Below are 18,474 nucleotides of genomic sequence, written 5' to 3'. Positions count from 1 at the left end.
GCCCAGGAGAAGGCCATCGCCGAGGCGAAGGCCCTGCAGGCGGCGGAGGAGAAGTAAGAAAGGCAGTCCGCGCTTCTCCGCCGGGAGTCCGGCGTCCAAGCATTTTGCCAGAGGCAAAATCTTGAAATCGGCCGAATTCATTTCGGACGATTTGAGTCCAATGCGGGGTCCCCGCAGGGCGCACAGCGGCCTGTGGGGCGACTGCCCGCCGGCAGCCCAGGAGAAGGCCATCGCCGAGGCGAAGGCCCTGCAGGCAGCGGAGGAGAAGTGACAAAATCTTGCGCGAATCAAAACGGCGGGGAGGCCCACTCCCCGCTGTTTTTGCAGGACAGCGGTTTGCAGGAAAGGAGAGGAAACACATGTATCAGTACAAGTATATCCCTGTGGATACCGGCGGCGGGTTCCTGTCCGGTTCCCGAGAGCACCGGGAACGCATCGACAAATACGCCGCTGAGGGCTGGCGGTACGTGGGCTTTTTTCCGGTGAGCTTTACGGGCCACGGCGGGATCAGCATGGTGGACCTGATCTTTGAACGGGAGGTGTAAATTCCTAAGATAAAATTCCGGAAAAGTTTTCTAAAAGTTGCAAAAGCAACTTCAAAATATTAGAATATCCTGTTATACTCAAACTGTCCCAAGGGGACTGAGGAAAAAAGGTTTTCAAATTTAAAAGATAAGTATAGAAGGAGGACATTTACTATGAAGAAGTGGGTCTGCTCTGTCTGCGGTTACGTTTACGAGGGTGAGAATCCCCCCGAGAAGTGCCCCCAGTGCGGTGTTCCCGGCTCCAAGTTCACCGAGCAGAAGGGCGAGCTGAGCTGGGCCGCCGAGCATGTTGTGGGCGTCGGCAAGTCCTTTGGCGAGGGTGTTCCCGCTGAGGTCCAGAAGGAGATCATCGACGGCCTGAACGCCAACTTCACCGGTGAGTGCACCGAGGTCGGCATGTATCTGGCCATGGCCCGCGTGGCTTACCGCGAGGGCTATCCCGAGATCGGCGAGTACTGGCGCCGGGCCGCTCTGGAAGAGGCCGAGCACGCCGCCAAGTTCGCGGAGCTGCTGGGCGATGTGGTGACCGACTCCACCAAGAAGAACCTGGAGATGCGGGTCGAGGCTGAGAACGGCGCCACTCTGGGCAAGTTCGAGCTGGCCAAGCTGGCCAAGCAGTACAACCTGGACGCCATCCACGACACCGTGCACGAGATGGCCCGGGACGAAGCGAGACACGGCAAGGCCTTCGAGGGCCTGCTGAAGCGCTACTTCGGCTAATTCAAGAGTCCATACGAAAACTCCCCCCGGCCACCGCCGGGGGGAGTTTTTTTGGAAAGAAGGTGGGAACACTCCCTGCCCTGTTCAGGTTTTGTCTTTTAACTTAACAGCAGTTCCAGTCACAATTACGAAAACATTATTTGTCGCAGCGGGGGTTACACTTAGAGACATTCCCACTACGGCATTTCCACCGCGTAGACGTGCTTTTTCCAGCATCCTGGATTTAGCGGCAGTGAAAGCTGTACCAAATAGATTTTCTTGATTTGCCAGACCACCCCCCAATACCCCGCCTACGAGATAAATGTCCGTGCCGCTGACAGTGCCCAAATATTTTTCAATCTCTTTATTTTCAAAACTGTCTGTAGTTGTAATGGGGCACTCATCTTCGGGAGATGCACTTGGATCTTGCGCTTTCTGAACTTTTTGGAAAGCTTTTTCAATGACGGCTTGCTTTTGCTCGTCAGTCAAAGTATTCCAAGATTTAGGCGTATGTATCAGGCTGATCGTGTCACCGCCGCAGTCTGGGCATTTTCCACCCGCCATCTGAACAAGAACCTTTTTACATGATGTACAGACATTTACAACATCCAGAAGTCCCATAATTCACGCTTCCTCTCTAAAATGTGCCCTGATTCCGCATAGAATCCCGAAAGATAGGCTTTATGATTTGACGCATGCGTGTTGTTCAGTGCATTGCTTGCATGTGGAAGATATGCCAATCATTATATCGAAATGAAAAACGAAAAACAATTGACTGGCTGCATAGTGTTTGGACTGCTATCCAGGCCGGATTCCACGCTCCGCAGACAAAATTCTGAGGCGGGGGATGGTCAAACGGGCCGGCTTGCGGTATGCTGGGAGCAGAGAGGAGGGCGGCCTATGGACACGAAAAAGACCGGGGCGTATCTGGCGGCACTGCGGAAGGCCCGGGGCATGACCCAGCAGGAGGCGGCGGACCAGCTGGGGGTCTCCAACAAGACCGTCAGCAAATGGGAAAACGGCGCCGGACTGCCGGACATCACGGTGCTGCCCGCCCTGGCGGAGCTGTACGGCGTCACCGCCGACGACATTCTGGCGGGGGAGACCCTGCGGGGCCGGCCTGCGGAGAGCGGCGGAGAGGCCCGGGACCGTCTGCTGCGGCTGCGGCTGCGGACCCGGTTCGACGTCTGCTTCGCCGGGGCGGTGGCCCTAGCGGTGCTGGCGGCATTTCAGGTGGCCTACATCAGCCTGGCGGCCTGGCCGGTGTCGGTGGGCCTTTTATGGATCGGCTACGTGCTGGCGGCCCACCCGGCCCGGTACGGCGACGTGGCCCTGGACACCGGGACCTGGGAGAACCTGTACCGCAAGCTGCTGATCGCCTCCGCTGTCCAGTGGTGGGCGCTGCTGCGGCTGGCCCGGATCGGGGACTTGGTGATCGATGACGCCGGGATGCGGGTCTATTACGCCGGGGACACCTGGAAGCCCCTGATTTTCGCCGTGGGCCTGGCACTGCTGTGCGCCGGGATGGAATGGCGGCTGCGCCGCCGAGCGGGGAAAGCGGCGTCGCTTCTGTGGGTGCCGGAGCGGCTGCGGCCAGCGCTGCGCCGGGGGGACCGCTTCCTGCGGCGGACCCGGCAGATCTGGCTGGCGTGGCTGGTGTGGGCGGTGCTGCTGGCGGGGCTGTGGTTCCTGGCGGACGGCCAGCTGGACCGGGCCCTGTCCCCCTGGATCGCCCAATATGGGGAAGAGATGGTCCGCAGCGGCTTTCCGGAGAGCTGGACCATTCTGCGGGGCCGGCTGGAGGCCGACGTGGGCCTCTGGGTCCGGCTGCGGCAGGGCGTGGTGCTTGCCGGCGCCGTCTCCGGGGCGGGGGTGCTGGCCTGGACCCTGGTGCGGCGGAAAAAGCGGCGGCCCCCTCTTGCGGAACAGGGCGAAACATGATAAAATCTCCCCCGCAAGACATAAGGGGAGACGTTCATGTACCATTATATTTTCTTTGATCTGGACGGCACGCTGACAGACTCCAAGGAGGGCATCCTCAACAGCCTGCGGTATGCCTTTGACAAGCTGGGGGAGCCGGTGCCGCCGGAGAGCACCCTCATCAAATTCATCGGCCCGCCCCTGCAGGACTCCTTCGCCGGCTTCTGCGGCTTTTCGGCGGAGCGGGCGGCGGAAGCCATCGCCGCCTTTCGGGAGCGGTACGAGCCCATCGGAAAGTTCGAAAACATGGCCGCCCCCGGTATGGCGGACCTGTGCGCCCAGCTGAAGGCCCGGGGCTATGTGCTGGCCCTGGCGTCCTCCAAGCCGGAGAGCCTGTGCGTGCCCATTTGTGAGCGGTTCGGCTTCACACCGTCCCTGGCGGTGGTGACCGGCAGCCCGCCTGTGGGGGACTGGACCAAGGCGGACGTGATCCGGGAGACCATGCGCCGCCTGGGACTGACGGAGGAACAGAAGCCGGAGATCCTGATGGTGGGGGACCGGAAGTTCGACGTGCTGGGGGCCAGAGAATGCGGCATTGACTGCGCCGGGGTGGAGTTCTTCGGCTACGCCGCCCCCGGCGAGCTGGCGGAGAGTGGCGCCGTGGCGGTGGTCCGGACGCCGGAGGAGCTGGAGCGATTCATCCTGACCCACTGAGCGGACACGCAAAAAGAGACGCCTTTTGAAGGCGTCTCTTTTTTGGATGGATGATCAGCCCACGGCCTCAGCGTCAAGGACCTCCTCCAGGGTCAGGCCCTCGCCAGTGAGGTCGGCGGTGAGGACGGGGTCGATGGGCACCGCCAGGTACATGCTGTTGCCGTAGACATAGGCGCCGGAGGTGACAGCCACCACCTGACCGTAGACGTTCAGCAGGGCGCCGCCGCTGCTGCCCTCGGAGATGTCGGCAGTGCTCATGACACAGGGCAGGGCGTACCGCTCCACCTCCCGGGCCGTGGCGCTGACCACGCCGGAGCTGACCGCCAGCCCCAGCCCCAGGGGGTTGCCGATGGCGTAGACCGTGTCGCCCACCCGCAGGTCGCCGGTGCCGGAGGGGGCGATGTCCAGGGCGGCGAAGGCAGTGGTGTCATGGCCCTCCAGGGCGGTCCGGGAGATGCGGATCACGGCGATGTCGATGTCCGGGTCGTAGTAGATCACCCGGTCCACCTCGTAGACATCCCCGGTGGAGAGGGTGGCGGTGGCATAGACCGCATCCTCGATGGAGTGGTAGTTGGTGACTGCCAGCCCGTCAACGGAGATGAAGAAGCCGCTGGCCTCGCCGGTGACCAGACCCTCCTCCACATACTCCTGGGACTCATAGGTGTCCAGCCGGAACACGGCGGCCATGCAGCGGTCCGCCGCCTGCCGGGCCGTCAGAGCGGAGGTCAGCAGGCCCAGGGCATTGGCGGCGGAGCGGGAGACAGCTCCCTGGCTCACCAGGCGGCCGATCACCGTGGCGCTGCCGTCCCGGTAGGAGAAGGTCAGGGCGTCCGCCGCCATCTCGTACAGGTCTCCCTGGGTCAGGGTGCCGGTGTAGGCGATGGGGAAGAGGCCAATCCGCTGGGCAAAGCCGGCGGCGTCGGAGACGGTGAAGTCCCCGTCCTTATCAGAATACCCAAGCATCCGCAGCAGGAAGGCGCTCCAGGCGTTGGCGGTGAGGGCGGCGTCCGGCCGGAACTCCACCACCGTGGCGCCGGTGATCCAGCCCTGCCGGGCGGCGTAGTTCACCTCCTGGGCGATGGAGGCTGGCACGTCCCGGAAGCCGGCGATCCAGTTGTCGGCCGCAGCGGCCTGCTCCGCGCCGGCCAGCTTCACCAGCAGCACCGCCGCCTGGGACCGGGTGGCGGTGGCGTCCAGGTCATATGTAGCGTCGATAAGACCCAGGGTGGAGAGAGTGTCCGCCGCACGGGCCGCCTCCCCCTCCAGAGCGGAGGCGGCAGGGATCGCGCTCACCACCAGGAGAAGGGCACAGAGGAATGATGCGAGTCGTTTTTTCATGGGGTAGCCTCCGAATTTTGAAATCGCCCCCATTTTAGCACCCGCCGGATAGATTGACAAGGCCCTCTTCTCTGGACAGGCGGCGGAACATCTGATATACTGGAACTGATTCTGGAAAAGGAGCGGCCCATGGCGGAACGATTGGCAAGAGACCTCTGGCGGCTGGACATCCCCCTGGCGGGCAACCCCCTGAAAAACCTGAACAGCTATCTTCTCACCGGAGAGCGGAGCCTGCTGATCGACACCGGCTTCCGCCAGCAGCCCTGCCGGGAGGCCATGGAGCGCCAGCTGGCGGAGACGGGGGTGGACCGGGACCGGATGGACATTTTCTGCACCCACCTCCACAGCGACCACACCGGCCTGGCGCCGGAACTGATCCGGCCCGGCTGCCGGGTCTTCATCGGGGAGCTGGACGTGCCGGGCCTTCGGAACGCCGCGGACCCGGCCGGCTGGGAGAGGCGGTACCGGGAGTACGTGCTGGACGGCTTCAGCCGGGAGGAGATGCGGGAGCTGTGGGGCGAGAACCCGGCCCAGACCGCCGCCCCGCCCTGGCGGGAGGGGCTGTATACTGCGCTGCCGGACGGCGCGGAGCTCCGGTACAGCGGCCGCATCCTGCAGTGCGTGCTGACGCCGGGCCATACCCCGGGCCACCTGTGCCTCTATGACCCGGAGGCGCGGCGGCTGTTCTGCGGGGACCACGTGCTGTTCCACATCACCCCCAACATCTGCCGCTGGCAGGGGGTGCAGGACTCCCTGGGGGACTATCTGAAGAGCCTGGACCGGACGGCGGAGCTGGACGCGGCGGAGCTGTATCCCGCCCACCGGGCGGAGACCGGCGATCTGCGGACCAGAACGGCGGAGCTGAAGGCCCACCACGCCCGCCGGCTGGAGGACACGCTGCGGATCGTGGGGGAGACGCCGGGGCTCACCGCCTATGAGATCGCCGGGCGGATGCGCTGGAGCATCCGCTGCCGGAGCTGGGAGGACTTCCCCCTGACCCAGAAGTTCTTCGCCGTGGGGGAGGCCATGGCCCATCTGGACTATCTGGAGGTCCGGGGGCGGGTCTGCCGCCGGGAGATCCGGGGCAAACGGGTATATTTCGCCGGAGCGGGCGACAAAATATAAAGGATACAAAGGAGATGCTTTCCATGGACGTGAAAGAGATTTTGAGCAAATGTGACCACACCCTGCTGGCCCAGACGGCCACCTGGAAGGAGATCCAGGCCATCTGCGACGACGGGATGAAGTACGGCTGCGCCAGTGTCTGCATCCCCGCCAGCTATGTCAAGCAGGCGGCGGAGTACGTGGACGGGAAGCTGCCCATCTGCACCGTCATCGGCTTCCCCAACGGGTATGACACCACCGCTGCCAAGTGCTTCATGGCCACGGACGCCGTGGAGAACGGCGCCGAAGAGGTGGACATGGTCATCAACCTGGGCTGGGTGAAGGATCAAAAGTGGGACGACCTGCTCTCCGAGATCAAGGCCGTGAAGGCCGCCTGCAAGGGCAAGCTGCTGAAGGTCATCATCGAGTGCTGCTTCCTCACCGACGAGGAGAAGATCAAGATGTGCGAGATCGTCACCGCCTCCGGCGCCGACTACATCAAGACCTCCACCGGCTTCGGCACCGGCGGCGCCACGAAGGAGGACGTGGCCCTCTTTGCCAAACACGTGGGCCCCAATGTGAAGATCAAGGCCGCCGGCGGCATCGCCGACCTGCAGGACGCCGAGGACTTCATCGACCTGGGGGCCTCCCGCCTGGGCACCAGCCGCATCGTCAAGGCCGTGAAGGCCATGGAGCAGAAATAAGGAGGAATACACATGGGAACTCCCCACAATGAGGCCCCCCAGGGCGCCTTTGCCAAGACCGTTCTGATGCCCGGTGATCCGCTGCGGGCCAAATTCATCGCGGAGACCTTTCTCCAGGACGCCAGGCTGGTGAACAACGTCCGGGGCGTCCAGGGCTACACCGGCACCTATCAGGGCACCCCGGTGTCCGTCATGGCCTCCGGCATGGGCATGCCCTCCATCGGCATCTACTCCCACGAGCTGTTCCACGTCTATGATGTGGACAACATCATCCGGGTGGGCAGCGCCGGCGCCATCTCCCCGGAGCTGAAGCTGCGGGACGTGGTGTTCGGCCAGGGCTCCTGCACGGACTCCAACTATGCCCACCAGTTCGGCCTGGGCGGCACCTTCGCCCCCATCGCCGACTTCACCCTGCTGGAGACCGCCGTGGCGGTGGCCCGGAAGCTGGGCATCGAGCCCCATGTGGGCAGCCTGCTGAGTTCCGACGTGTTCTACAACAAGGCGGGCAACACCCTGGACTGGGGCAAGATGGGCGTGCTGGCCGTGGAGATGGAAAGCGCCGCCCTGTACTGCAACGCCGCCGAGGCGGGCAAGCGGGCCCTGGCCATCTGCACCATCTCCGACAGCCTGGTCACCGGCGAGGAGCTGCCCGCCGCCGACCGCCAGACCACCTTCACCCAGATGATGGAGATCGCCCTGGGCGTGGCCGTGGAGATGGCGAAGAAGTAAGCGATGCTTTCAAACAGAAGATAAGGCTCCCGCAACTGTGCGGGGGAAGTATGAAGGGGGGCGCTGAGCCCCCCTTCATGTTTGATCGCCCCGCCGCAGCGGCGCTTTCGGCGGAGCCGAAAGCGAGAGGCCCGGCGGCAAAGCCGTCGGGCGGGGGCGCTGAGCCCCCCTTCATGTTTGATCGCCCGCCGCAGCGGCGCTTTCGGCGGAGCCGAAAGCGGAAGGCCCGGCGGCAAAGCCGCCGGGCGGGGGCGCTGAGCGCCCCTTCCTGTTCGACTTCCCCGCCGCGGCCGAAGAAACACGGCGGTAACAAAGGCAACGGATCGGAGACAGACCGGAAGCCGCTTCTGCGGAATTTGGCCTGAATTTTACAGAAGCGAAAAAAATGTTGCCGTTTTCCACAAGAAATTCGACAAATTGTTGCAGAAAAGAAAACAATTTGGAAATCCGGTTGCAATCGTGGGAAAGAGTTGATATAATGGGCCTGACCCGCTGGGGTCATCCTGCGGGGCTGATCCCCTGCGGATAACAAAACGAAGGAAGGTAGATTCCAATGAAGAAGTTTCTTGCATTGCTCCTGGCATTGGTGATGTCCCTGTCCCTGGTCGCCTGCGGCGGCGGGAGCGATACCACCACTGACGAGAGCACCGATGCGGAGGGCGATACCTCTGAGAATGCCACCTATCAGGTGGCCATGATCACCGACTATGGTGACATCACCGACCAGTCCTTCAACCAGACCACCTACGAGGCCTGCCAGGAGTTCTGCGACGCCGAGGGTCTGCAGTTCGAGTACTACAAGCCCGCCGGTGACTCCACCGCCGAGCGTGTGGCCATGGTGGACGCCGCTGTGGCCGACGGCTACAACGTCATCGTGATGCCCGGCTATGCGTTCGCTGAGACCATCAAGGAGACTGCGGAGCTGTATCCCGACGTCACCTTCATCGCTCTGGATGTGGCGCAGGCTGACCTGGGCGAGGATTACACCCTGCCCTCCAACGTGTACTGCGCTGTGTACCAGGAGGAGCTGTGCGGCTACATGGCCGGCTACGCCGCTGTGAAGCTGGGCTACACCCACCTGGGCGTGCTGGGCGGCATGGCCGTTCCCGCCGTGCAGCGGTTCGGCTACGGCTTCGTGCAGGGCGCTGACGCCGCTGCCGTGGAGCTGGGCATCGCTGACCAGGTCGTGATGGAGTATGCCTATGGCAACCAGTTCTTCGGCGACGCCGACATCACCGCCTACATGGACAACTGGTACCAGACCCTGGGCGTGCAGGTGGTCTTCGCCTCCGGCGGCGGCATCTACACCTCCGCGGCTGAGGCTGCTGCCAAGGTCGGCGGCAAGCTGATCGGCGTGGACGTGGACCAGTCCGCCAACATCAACACCTATGGCGAGGGCATGTGCGTGACCTCCGCCATGAAGGGCCTGGCCGAGACCGTGAAGCACATGCTGAGCGAGGTCGTGGCCGGCAACTTCGCCAACTACGGCGGCAAGATCGAGACCCTGGGCCTGGTGAACGGCGATGATCCCACCGCCAACTATGTCCAGCTGCCCATGGAGACCACCCAGTGGGGCGACGGCTTCACTCAGGACGACTACAAGGCTCTGGTGAAGGCCATGTATGACGGCGAGGTCACTGTTTCCAATGACATCTCCGCCATGCCCGCCACCACCATCACCGTGAACTTCGCGGGCAACATCAAGTAAAGACAGCTGCTTTGCAGCGGAGAGGACGGGCTTTCGGCCCGTCCTCTTTTTGCCTCTGGAGGCAATTTGCAAAGAATGCGGGCGTTCCTGTATTTTTTCTTTGAATTATTCCTGAAGATATAGTACAATAGAAATTACTATACAAGAGGAGGAGGGCGGTAAGCTTGGAGCAGCAGTATGCCATTGAAATGCTGAACATCACCAAGCGCTTTCCGGGGATCGTCGCCAACGACAATATCACGCTCCAGCTGCGGCGGGGCGAGATCCACGCTCTGCTGGGGGAAAACGGCGCCGGAAAGTCCACCTTGATGAGTGTGCTGTTCGGCCTGTACCAGCCGGAGGAGGGCGTCATCAAGAAGGACGGCCAGGTGGTGCAGATCAAGGACCCCAATGACGCCAACGCGCTGGGGATCGGCATGGTCCACCAGCACTTCAAGCTGGTGGAGTGCTTTTCGATCCTGGACAACATCATTCTGGGTGTGGAGCCCTGCAGCCATGGCTTCCTGCAGAAGCAGTCTGCCCGGGAGAAGGTCCTGGCCCTGTCGGAGAAGTACGGCCTGCAGGTGGACCCCGACGCGCTGGTGGAGGATGTCACCGTGGGCATGCAGCAGCGGACGGAGATCCTGAAGATGCTGTACCGGGACAACGAGATCCTGATCTTTGACGAGCCTACAGCCGTGCTGACACCCCAGGAGATCGACGAGCTGATGCAGATCATGAAGAATCTGGCGGCAGAGGGCAAGTCCATCCTGTTCATCTCCCACAAGCTCAACGAGATCATGTCCGTGGCGGACCGCTGCACGGTCCTGCGGAAAGGCAAGTACATCGGCACGGTGAACATCGCGGACACCAGCCGGGAGGAGCTCTCCCGCATGATGGTGGGCCGGGACGTGGAATTCGTGGTCCACAAGGAGCCGGCCAAGCCCAAGGAGCCCATTCTGGTGGTGGAGGGCATGACGGTGGCCTCCAAGCTCCACAACAACAACGCCGTCAAGGATGTCTCCTTTACGGTCCGGGCGGGAGAGATCGTCTGTATCGCCGGCATCGACGGCAACGGCCAGACGGAGCTGGTCTACGGTCTGACGGGACTGGAGCCCCTGGTGGCCGGCAAGATCACCCTCTGCGGGCAGGACATCACCCACGCCCCCATCCGCCAGCGGTCTCTGCTGGGCATGAGCCACATCCCGGAGGACCGGCACAAGCACGGCCTGGTGCTGGACTACACCCTGGAGGACAACATGGTGCTCCAGCGGTACTTTGAGCCCCAATTCGTCTCCAAGGCGGGCTTTTTGAAGCGGAAGGCCATCCGGGACTATGCCAACCACCTGATCGAGCAGTACGACGTCCGCTCCGGCCAGGGGCCCGTCACGGTGGCCCGCAGCATGTCCGGCGGCAACCAGCAGAAGGCCATCATCGCCCGGGAGATCGACAAGGACCCGGAGCTGCTGATCGCCGTGCAGCCCACCCGCGGCCTGGACGTGGGCGCCATCGAATACATCCACAAGCAGATCGTGGCCCAGCGGGACGCCGGCAAGGCCGTGCTGCTGGTGAGCCTGGAGCTGGACGAGGTCATGTCCCTGTCTGACCGGATCCTGGTGATCTATGAGGGAGAGATCGTGGGCGAGCTGGATCCCAAGACCACCACGGCAGAAGAGATGGGCCTGTACATGGCCGGCGCCAAACGGAAGGGGGCCTGAGAGAACATGAGACGAGAGAAAACTTCCCTCCTGCGGAGCAAGGGCGTCCAGTCTCTGCTGGCATCGCTGCTGTGCATCGTGATAGGCCTGCTGATCGGCTATATCGTGCTGCTGATCATCAATCCCGCCGGCGCGGGAGAGGCTATCCGCACCATCGTGGAGAATTTCCTGTACTATCCCAGCGCCGCCGCCCGGCTGCGCTATTTCGGCAACACCCTGGTGAAGACGGCGCCGCTGCTGATGTGCAGCCTGTCCGTGCTGTTCGCCTATAAGGTGGGCCTGTTCAACATCGGTGCCGCCGGCCAGTATGTGGTGGGCGCGGGCGCCTCCCTGTATGTGGCGCTGGGGCTGGGGATGCCCTGGTATGTCTGCCTGGTGGCGGCCATCGCCGCGGGCGCGATCCTGGGGGCCATCTCCGGCATCCTGAAGGCCTACCGCAACGTGAACGAGGTCATCTCCTGCATCATGCTGAACTGGATCAGCCTGTATCTGGTGAACGCCCTGCTGACGAATGTGAAGGAGACGGCAAGCCCCTACACCTTTACCCTGAGCAGCACCAATCCTGACGCGATCCTGCCCTCTCTGGGCCTGGGCGCGCTGTTTGCCAACAACCAGTACGTGACCATCGCCATCCCGCTGGTCATTCTGGTGTCCGTGGCGGTGTGGATCCTGCTGGAAAAGACCAAGCTGGGCTATGAGCTGCGGGCCACCGGCTGCAACAAGTACGCCGCCCAGTACTGCGGCATGAAGGAGAAGCGGAACATCATCCTGACCATGGCCATCGCCGGCGGCCTTGCCGGCATGGGCGCGGCCACCCTGTTCCTCTCCGGATTCGAGCAGTGGCAGACCACCCAGTCCGCTGTGCCCGCCATGGGCTTCAACGGCATCGCCGCCGCTTTCCTGGGCGGGCTGAACCCCATCGGGTCCATCTTCTCGTCCTATTTCATCCAGCACATCACCAACGGCGGCGCCTATGTGGACAAGACCATGTACTCCGCCCAGATCTCGGATCTGATCTCCGCCCTGATCATCTATCTGTGCGGCTTTGTGCTGTTCTTCAAGGTATTCATGAACGGCTGGCTGGACCGGCGGGAGGAGAAGCGCCGGGCCAAGGAAGATGCGTCCGGCTCTGAGGAAGGAGGGAAGGCGTAATGTTACTGCTGCTGCAATATACGCTGATCTTCGCCTCCGTTCTGCTGCTGGTGGCCCTGGGCGGCTGCTTCTCGGAGCACTCCGGCGTCATCAACATCGGCCTGGAGGGCATCATGGTCATGGGCGCCCTGGGCGGCGCACTGATGATGAAGTTCCTGCCTGCCGGCACCTCTGCCTTCCTGGTGGTGCTGCTGACCGTGCTGGCCAGCATCCTGCTGGGGCTGATCTACTCCCTGCTGCTGGCGGTGGCGGCCGTGAATTTCAAGGCGGACCAGACCCTGGTGGGCACCGCCATGAACCTGCTGGGCACCGCCGCGGCCACCGTGTTCGTGAAGGCCATGAACACCGCCGCCGACCCCGACAACGTGTCCTCCACCATCCAGTACCTGGACGGCCGGAAGGCCTTCCTGGTGGACATCGGCGGGTTTGAGTTCAACTGGTGCATGCTGCTGGCGGTGATCGCCCTGGTGATCGCCTATGTGGTGCTGTACAAGACCCGGTTCGGCCTGCGGCTGTGCGCCTGCGGCGAGCATCCCCAGGCGGCGGACTCCGTGGGCATCAATGTCTACCGGATGCGCTACGCCGGCGTGCTGATCTCCGGCGTACTGGGCGGTCTGGGCGGCATCGTCTACATCATCGCCGGCGTCAGCGAGTGGAAGTTCGAAAACGGCGTGGCCGGCTTCGGCTTCCTGGCCCTGGCCGTGATGATCTTCGGCCAGTGGAAGCCCACCCGCATTGCCCTGGCGGCGCTGCTGTTCGGCTTCTTCCGGGCCCTGGGCAACGTGTACAGCGGCTTCGATCTGCTGAGCAGCCTGAATCTGCCCAGCTCCGTGTACAACATGCTGCCCTACATCATCTCTCTGGTGGTGCTGGCCTTCACGTCCCAGAAGTCCCGGGCCCCCAAGGCAGAGGGCATCCCCTACGACAAGGGCCAGCGGTAAGATCCCGCACAGAGCCCGGCGCTTTGACCGAAAAATGCCTCCCTGTTATCACACCCGATAACAGGGAGGCGCTCTTTTACCCCAGCACATATCCTGCCAGCAGGGCTGCCAGCAGGAGAGAGAAGGCGCACTGGACCGCCTTGCCCAGCAGGCAGTTCCGCAGCCGCAGGCCGCTGCCCTCCAGCACGGCCAGGGTCTGGCACAGGACGGAGAGGCCGCCCCAGCCGGCGGCCCCAGCCGCCAGCACAAGGCCGAAGCGGTCCGCCGTCAGCAGCGGCGTCAGGGAGAAGAGCTCCACAGCGCCCACCAGGACCGGCCCCGGCCGCCCGCCCAGAGCGGCCAGCGGCCTGGCCAGCACATAGAAGAACACCACGAAGGCGCACACAGACAGCATTCCGGAGAGGGCGGACCGGACCGCCCCCACCAGGGCGGGGACGAAGCGGACCGCCTGGAAAGGGGCGGGCCTTGCCACCGGCCGCCGGACGGCGGCTTTTCCGCTTCCCCGGAATACCAGCCCCGTCAGCAGGGCCGAGAGCACGTGGATCAGCCACAGCCACACTCCGGTCCGCACGCTGCCGAACACGCCGGCCCCCAGCACGCTGATGAGGAAGACGGGGTTGGAATTGTTGCAGAAGGCCAGCAGCCGCTCCGCCTCCTCCCGGGAGACCAGGCTCTCCCGGTACAGGTCCGCCGCGGTCCCGGCCCCGATGGGGTAGCCGCCCACGAGACCCAGCACCAGCGCCGCACTGCCGGCGCCGGGGACGCGGAACAGGGGCTCCATCAGCCCCGCCAGCCAGGGGGCGGTCAGCTGGCCGAAGCCCAGGGAGAGCAGCAGGGAGGAGATCACCAGAAAGGGGAACAGCGACGGGATCACAGACCGGGCGCAGAGGACCAGGGCATCTTTTGTATCCGCCCGCACGTCCCCCGCGTCCGCCAGAAACCAGACCAAAACACCACACAGGCACAGACAGGCCAGCCCCCGCCAACGGAGCCGCATCAGTCACCACCTCCTGGACACACCCTATGCCCCGGCCCGGACGGCTATGCCGGAGCATGACGCAGCTCCCCGCCGCATACAGTTTGAAAGAGGTGAACATATGGATCGGAATCGAAAGGACCGGAACGGCGGCGTGCTGGACACAGTGGCGGAGCTGTTCGACCTGCCGGCGGACCTGGTGGCGGGCCTGCCTCATCTGGAGATGGTGGGCAGCCGCCAGCTGTACCTGGAACATCACACGGGCATCCTGTCCTACAGCGAGGCGCAGATCGACGTGAACACCACCGGCGGCGTGCTGCGGATCCGGGGCGAGCGGCTGGCTCTGATGGCCATGACGGCGGAGGAGCTGCGGATCGGCGGGGAGATCGCCGCTGTGGAGTGGGTGAGGTGAGATCATGCTGAACCGGATCGTCAACCGCCTGCAGGGACAGGTGTGGGTGCGGGTGGAGTCCCCTTTCCCGGAGCGGGTGCTGAACCTGTGCGGGGCCCGGAACCTGGCCTTCTGGGATATGAGATGGGAGTCGGAGAGCGCCTTCACCTGCCGGCTCACCCGGCGGGATTACTATGCGCTGCGCCGGGCGGTGAAAAAGCTGGACTGCGCACTGACCATCGTGCGGAAGGAAGGGGTGCCCTTCTTTCTGGGGCGATTCCGCCGCCGCCACGCCCTGCTGGCGGGCTTGGCCCTGGGCGGCGTGCTGCTGTTTCTGGGGTCCTTTTTCATCTGGGACTTCACAGTGGAGGGAAACGAGCGGGTCACGGACGAGGAGATCCTGCGGGCCCTGGAACGGCAGGGCGTGGGCATCGGGACCTTCGGCATCTCTCTGGACACGGAGAACATCCGCAACCATGTGCTGCTGGATGTCCCGGAGCTGGTGTGGATCACCGTGAATGTCTCCGGCTGCCGGGCCTATGTGGAAGTGCGGGAGCGGACTGTGGTGCCGGAGATGGTAAACGAACGGGACCCCGCCAATGTGGTGGCCCGGCGGGCCGGACTGGTGCTGGACATCCAGGCTCTGAACGGTGTGAAATGCGTGCTGCCGGGAACGTCGGTGGAGGAGGGAGAGCTGCTGATCTCCGGCGTGGAGGACACGGAGACCGTGGGGGCCCGGGTCGTGGCCGGCCTGGGGGAGGTGGAGGCCCGGACCTGGTACACCCTTTCCGCTGAGGTCCCGCTGACCGTGCAGGAAAAACAGTACACCGGGGAGGAGAGGCACTGCCTGTCCCTGATCTTTGGGACAGATCGGGTAAAATTCTTCTCAAACAGTAGCATCGAAGCGGGAAACTATGATAAAATAACCAACAGGACCCAGTGGTCCCTGTTCGGCCTGCCGCTGCCGGTGACGGCGGTGGTGGAGACGCTCCGCTACTATGAGACCGTGCCGGCGGAGGTGGATGCCGCCCAGGCGGAGGCCCGGGGGAAGGAGATCCTCACCGATTACCTCCATACCCTGGTGGACCCCTACGGCACCGTCAGCTCCACGCTGTGCACCTCCCGCCGGACGGAGGGCGGGCTGCTGGTGACCCTGACGGCGGAGTGCGTGGAACAGATCGGCCGGACCGTGCCCATCTACACGGCGCCGGAGCCTACAGAAGAACCGGGCGGCTGATGCCCGAGAGATACAGGAGTGATACCTTGGAACAGCGAATCAGCATCGAGCGGCTGGAGCAGGCCGTGAACATCTTCGGATCCTTTGACGAGAACATCCGTCTGCTGGAGCAGGAGTTTTCTGTTACCGTGGTGAACCGGGACGGAGAGCTCCGGGTGGAGGGCGAGGCAGAGAACACCATGCTGGCCTGCAAGGCCATCCAGGCCCTGCTGACCCTCTCCTCCCGGGGGGAGCCCATCGGCGAGCAGAATGTCCGCTATGTCATCGGCCTGGTGCGCAGCGGGAAGGAGGCACAGATCACGGAGCTCACCGGCGACGTGCTGTGCATCAGCGCCAAGGGCCGGCCCATCAAGCCCAAGACCATCGGCCAGAAGGAGTATATCAAGTCCGTCCTGAAGAACACCGTCACCATCGGCGTGGGCCCGGCGGGCACCGGCAAGACGTATCTGGCCGTGGCCGCCGCCGTCCAGGCCTTCCGGGACAAGCAGGTGAACCGCATCATCCTCACCCGCCCGGCGGTGGAGGCCGGCGAGCGGCTGGGCTTCCTGCCCGGGGACCTGCAGAGCAAGGTGGATCCCTACCTGCGGCCCCTGTACGACGCCCTCTTCGACATGCTGGGAGCGGAGACCTATCAGAAGTACCTGGAGCGGGGCAACATCGAGGTGGCCCCCCTGGCCTATATGCGCGGCCGGACGCTGGACGACAGCTTCATCATTCTGGACGAGGCCCAGAACACCTCCCGGGAGCAGATGAAGATGTTCCTCACCCGGCTGGGCTTCGGGTCCAAGATCGTCATCACCGGCGACGTGACCCAGATCGACCTGCCGGACGGCAAGGCCTCCGGCCTGAAGGAGGCCATGCGGGTCCTGCGGGACGTGGAGGGCATCGGTATCTGCGAGCTGACCAACGCCGACGTGGTCCGCCATGTGATGGTCCAGCGGATCGTGGAGGCCTATGAGCGGTACGAGACCGCGAAAAACGGCGGAAAGGGGCGGAAGTGATGGCCAAGCGGCATTATATCCCCGTCACCGCCGACGTGCCCGGCGCCGCCAGCCAGGGCAACTGCGCCCTGATCCGCAGGGTCATCCGCACCGCCCTGGCGGCGGAGGGGGTGGACTTCCCCTGCGAGGTGGACGTGCTGCTGACCAACGACAGCGGCATTCATGCTATCAACCGGGAGACGCGGCAGGTGGACAGGCCCACGGACGTGCTGAGCTTTCCGGAGTTCGACCTGATGCCCGGCGAGCTGCCCGCACCGGAGGATGCGGACCCGGGCACCGGCCTGGTGCCCCTGGGGGACATGGTGATCTCCATGGAGCGTGTGGCGGCCCAGGCCAGGGAGTACGGCCACTCCAACCGGCGGGAGCTGAGCTACCTAGTGGTCCACTCGGTGCTGCATCTGCTGGGGTATGACCATCTGGACGAGGGGCCCCAGAAGGCCCAGATGCGGGCGCGGGAGGAAGCCATCCTGGGGGAGCTGGGCATCGGACGGTGAATCACGCCCAGGGCAGGCCACGGCCGGTGCGCAGGCCCAGCAGGAAGGCGTGGATGGCGGTGAATTCCCGAGCCTTTTCATAGTCGGCGGCCATGTCGGCGGTCATGCTGCCGTCCAGCAGGGAGAGGGGCATTGCGTATTCCTCCGGCTCCGCCGCATCCAGCTGGGGGCGGATGTAATGGGCATACAGCCATTTCATAAAGTCGGACATTTGATAAACCACCTTTCTAAAAAACACCAATTTCACTGTGCTATAATAGGAGAATAACACAGTTAACTTGGTGTGTCAAGAGGGACAAACATGCTTTTGAAAGAAAGATTGCGAGAATTGCGCAAGGAGAAGAAGGAGACCCAGGTTCAGGTCGCTGAGGCGATTGGGATCGTGGAACAGCACTACCAGAAATTTGAGGGCGGGGTCAACCTGCCCAATCTGGAAAACGCCTGGAAGCTGGCGGACCATTTTGGCGTCACCATTGACTACCTGGTGGGGCGTAGCGACCAGCGGGGGTAACATGAAATGGGCCGCCGAACGGCGGCCACAGGGATTCCTGCTCCCGCAGGGGGGCTTGTCCAGCCAGGATGCACCCCCCATTTCTCTTTTGCCTTGCCAAAAGAGAAACGGGCCGTGCACGGTCCAAAGAGAAAAGCGTTAGGCGCGCTCCGGTGCAGTGGCCCTCCGCGCGCACGGGAGTCGGCGTATCGGTGCCTGCTCCGATTTTGCCTGACCTTCGGGCACGCTAGACTCTTCTACGAGGTCGATACTGCCGTCCCGTGGCGGATGGTGCCCAGATCGTCGGGGTGCAAGGACGCATTTGACCAGCTTCTCTTTCCGCGCGTTCCGCTTCGCTACGCGCTGCCCCGGGCGGTCGTAGAAGGTGTTGCGTTGTCCTATGCTGAAGCCTTCATCAACCACCAGGTCAGCGGCAGCGAAAAGCGGCGCAGCGTGTATCCCAGACCTCCCCGGGCCAACGGTCTCCCCAAGGGCGGCGCGTTTCCGTCCCTGACTTCCGCAAGGGACAGCCAACCTTCCCCCGCCGGCGGCAGGAGGTCTGCGCCTGCGCAGACCGACCCGCCGAACATTTTTTCTTTTCCACCGGGCGCGGCGCATTTTCTTTTTGATGTTT

Annotated in this window: 21 protein-coding genes; 17 read left to right on the top strand and 4 right to left on the bottom strand. The window is 63.6% G+C overall.

Annotated features, from left to right (window positions below; translation table 11 throughout):
* Positions 1 to 121: 121 nt before the first annotated feature.
* From H9X91_RS10795 to H9X91_RS10785, 3 genes are all read left to right on the top strand, one after another.
* On the top strand, positions 122 to 271 hold the full coding sequence (locus H9X91_RS10795) for a hypothetical protein (protein ID WP_204804983.1): 150 nt from the start codon (positions 122 to 124) through the stop codon (positions 269 to 271).
* 88 nt (positions 272 to 359) lie between these two features.
* Positions 360 to 545 carry a DUF4177 domain-containing protein gene (locus H9X91_RS10790; RefSeq protein WP_204804981.1) on the top strand — a complete coding sequence of 62 codons (186 nt, stop codon included), beginning with the start codon at positions 360 to 362 and terminating at the stop codon, positions 543 to 545.
* Positions 546 to 698: 153 nt separating this feature from the next.
* Positions 699 to 1,265 (top strand): NADH peroxidase, encoded by a 567-nt coding sequence (locus H9X91_RS10785; protein ID WP_204804979.1) that lies wholly within the window; start codon positions 699 to 701, stop codon positions 1,263 to 1,265.
* Between the two features lie 84 nt (positions 1,266 to 1,349).
* Here the strand turns inward: H9X91_RS10785 and H9X91_RS10780 are convergent, their stop codons facing one another.
* Entirely contained in the window at positions 1,350 to 1,865 is a 516-nt protein-coding gene (locus tag H9X91_RS10780) for a YbjQ family protein (RefSeq protein WP_204804976.1), read from the bottom strand.
* A 279-nt stretch (positions 1,866 to 2,144) separates the two neighbouring features.
* On the opposite strand from H9X91_RS10780, the gene H9X91_RS10775 reads away from it, so the two are divergent.
* A complete protein-coding gene (locus H9X91_RS10775) occupies positions 2,145 to 3,185 on the top strand; it encodes a helix-turn-helix domain-containing protein (RefSeq protein WP_204804974.1) in 1,041 nt (346 codons plus the stop codon).
* A gap of 36 nt (positions 3,186 to 3,221) precedes the next feature.
* Positions 3,222 to 3,878: an HAD hydrolase-like protein gene (locus H9X91_RS10770; RefSeq protein WP_204804972.1), complete on the top strand. Its 657-nt coding sequence runs from the start codon at positions 3,222 to 3,224 to the stop codon at positions 3,876 to 3,878.
* Positions 3,879 to 3,932: 54 nt separating this feature from the next.
* On the opposite strand, the gene H9X91_RS10765 is transcribed toward H9X91_RS10770, so the two are convergent.
* Complete coding sequence (locus H9X91_RS10765) at positions 3,933 to 5,216, bottom strand: S1C family serine protease (protein ID WP_204804971.1); 1,284 nt, start codon at positions 5,214 to 5,216, stop codon at positions 3,933 to 3,935.
* Positions 5,217 to 5,345: 129 nt separating this feature from the next.
* Here H9X91_RS10765 and H9X91_RS10760 point away from each other — a divergent pair, with 129 nt between their 5' ends.
* The 7 genes from H9X91_RS10760 to H9X91_RS10730 all read left to right on the top strand — a co-directional run bounded on the left by H9X91_RS10760 (position 5,346) and on the right by H9X91_RS10730 (position 13,251).
* Positions 5,346 to 6,341 (top strand): MBL fold metallo-hydrolase, encoded by a 996-nt coding sequence (locus H9X91_RS10760; protein WP_204804970.1) that lies wholly within the window; start codon positions 5,346 to 5,348, stop codon positions 6,339 to 6,341.
* Positions 6,342 to 6,364: 23 nt separating this feature from the next.
* Positions 6,365 to 7,024 (top strand): deoxyribose-phosphate aldolase, encoded by a 660-nt coding sequence (deoC, locus tag H9X91_RS10755; RefSeq protein ID WP_204804969.1) that lies wholly within the window; start codon positions 6,365 to 6,367, stop codon positions 7,022 to 7,024.
* Positions 7,025 to 7,036: 12 nt separating this feature from the next.
* Complete coding sequence (gene deoD, locus H9X91_RS10750) at positions 7,037 to 7,753, top strand: purine-nucleoside phosphorylase (RefSeq protein ID WP_204804968.1); 717 nt, start codon at positions 7,037 to 7,039, stop codon at positions 7,751 to 7,753.
* 553 nt (positions 7,754 to 8,306) lie between these two features.
* Entirely contained in the window at positions 8,307 to 9,461 is a 1,155-nt protein-coding gene (locus H9X91_RS10745; RefSeq protein ID WP_204804967.1) for a BMP family lipoprotein, read from the top strand.
* Positions 9,462 to 9,649: 188 nt separating this feature from the next.
* A complete protein-coding gene (locus tag H9X91_RS10740) occupies positions 9,650 to 11,158 on the top strand; it encodes an ABC transporter ATP-binding protein (protein WP_204804985.1) in 1,509 nt (502 codons plus the stop codon).
* Positions 11,159 to 11,164: 6 nt separating this feature from the next.
* Positions 11,165 to 12,310 (top strand): ABC transporter permease, encoded by a 1,146-nt coding sequence (locus H9X91_RS10735; protein ID WP_204804966.1) that lies wholly within the window; start codon positions 11,165 to 11,167, stop codon positions 12,308 to 12,310.
* Positions 12,310 to 13,251 (top strand): ABC transporter permease, encoded by a 942-nt coding sequence (locus H9X91_RS10730; RefSeq protein ID WP_204804964.1) that lies wholly within the window; start codon positions 12,310 to 12,312, stop codon positions 13,249 to 13,251. Before H9X91_RS10735 ends, H9X91_RS10730 begins: the two co-directional genes overlap by 1 nt.
* Before the next feature lie 76 nt (positions 13,252 to 13,327).
* Here H9X91_RS10730 and H9X91_RS10725 read toward each other — a convergent pair whose 3' ends face one another.
* Entirely contained in the window at positions 13,328 to 14,248 is a 921-nt protein-coding gene (locus H9X91_RS10725) for a nucleoside recognition domain-containing protein (RefSeq protein ID WP_204804962.1), read from the bottom strand.
* A gap of 100 nt (positions 14,249 to 14,348) precedes the next feature.
* On the opposite strand from H9X91_RS10725, the gene H9X91_RS10720 reads away from it, so the two are divergent.
* Genes H9X91_RS10720 through ybeY form a run of 4 tightly spaced genes read left to right on the top strand, consistent with a single transcriptional unit; the run spans position 14,349 to position 17,350 of the window.
* Positions 14,349 to 14,639 (top strand): YabP/YqfC family sporulation protein, encoded by a 291-nt coding sequence (locus H9X91_RS10720; RefSeq protein ID WP_204804960.1) that lies wholly within the window; start codon positions 14,349 to 14,351, stop codon positions 14,637 to 14,639.
* A gap of 4 nt (positions 14,640 to 14,643) precedes the next feature.
* Positions 14,644 to 15,855, top strand: a complete 1,212-nt coding sequence (locus H9X91_RS10715; RefSeq protein WP_204804958.1) for a sporulation protein YqfD — start codon at positions 14,644 to 14,646, stop codon at positions 15,853 to 15,855.
* A complete protein-coding gene (locus tag H9X91_RS10710) occupies positions 15,855 to 16,856 on the top strand; it encodes a PhoH family protein (protein ID WP_204804956.1) in 1,002 nt (333 codons plus the stop codon). Before H9X91_RS10715 ends, H9X91_RS10710 begins: the two co-directional genes overlap by 1 nt.
* Positions 16,856 to 17,350 (top strand): rRNA maturation RNase YbeY, encoded by a 495-nt coding sequence (ybeY, locus tag H9X91_RS10705; RefSeq protein WP_204804955.1) that lies wholly within the window; start codon positions 16,856 to 16,858, stop codon positions 17,348 to 17,350. Before H9X91_RS10710 ends, ybeY begins: the two co-directional genes overlap by 1 nt.
* 1 nt (position 17,351) lies before the next feature.
* On the opposite strand, the gene H9X91_RS10700 is transcribed toward ybeY, so the two are convergent.
* On the bottom strand, positions 17,352 to 17,561 hold the full coding sequence (locus H9X91_RS10700; protein ID WP_204804954.1) for a hypothetical protein: 210 nt from the start codon (positions 17,559 to 17,561) through the stop codon (positions 17,352 to 17,354).
* A gap of 90 nt (positions 17,562 to 17,651) precedes the next feature.
* Between H9X91_RS10700 and H9X91_RS10695 the strand changes: the two genes are divergently transcribed.
* Positions 17,652 to 17,861 (top strand): helix-turn-helix domain-containing protein, encoded by a 210-nt coding sequence (locus H9X91_RS10695; protein WP_204804953.1) that lies wholly within the window; start codon positions 17,652 to 17,654, stop codon positions 17,859 to 17,861.
* Positions 17,862 to 18,474: the final 613 nt, after the last annotated feature.

The organism is Oscillibacter valericigenes (genome assembly GCF_016902445.1).
Classification (GTDB): domain Bacteria; phylum Bacillota; class Clostridia; order Oscillospirales; family Oscillospiraceae; genus Oscillibacter; species Oscillibacter avistercoris.
Note: the sequence above shows the minus strand (reverse complement) of the source record. Positions and strands in the feature narration are given on the sequence as shown.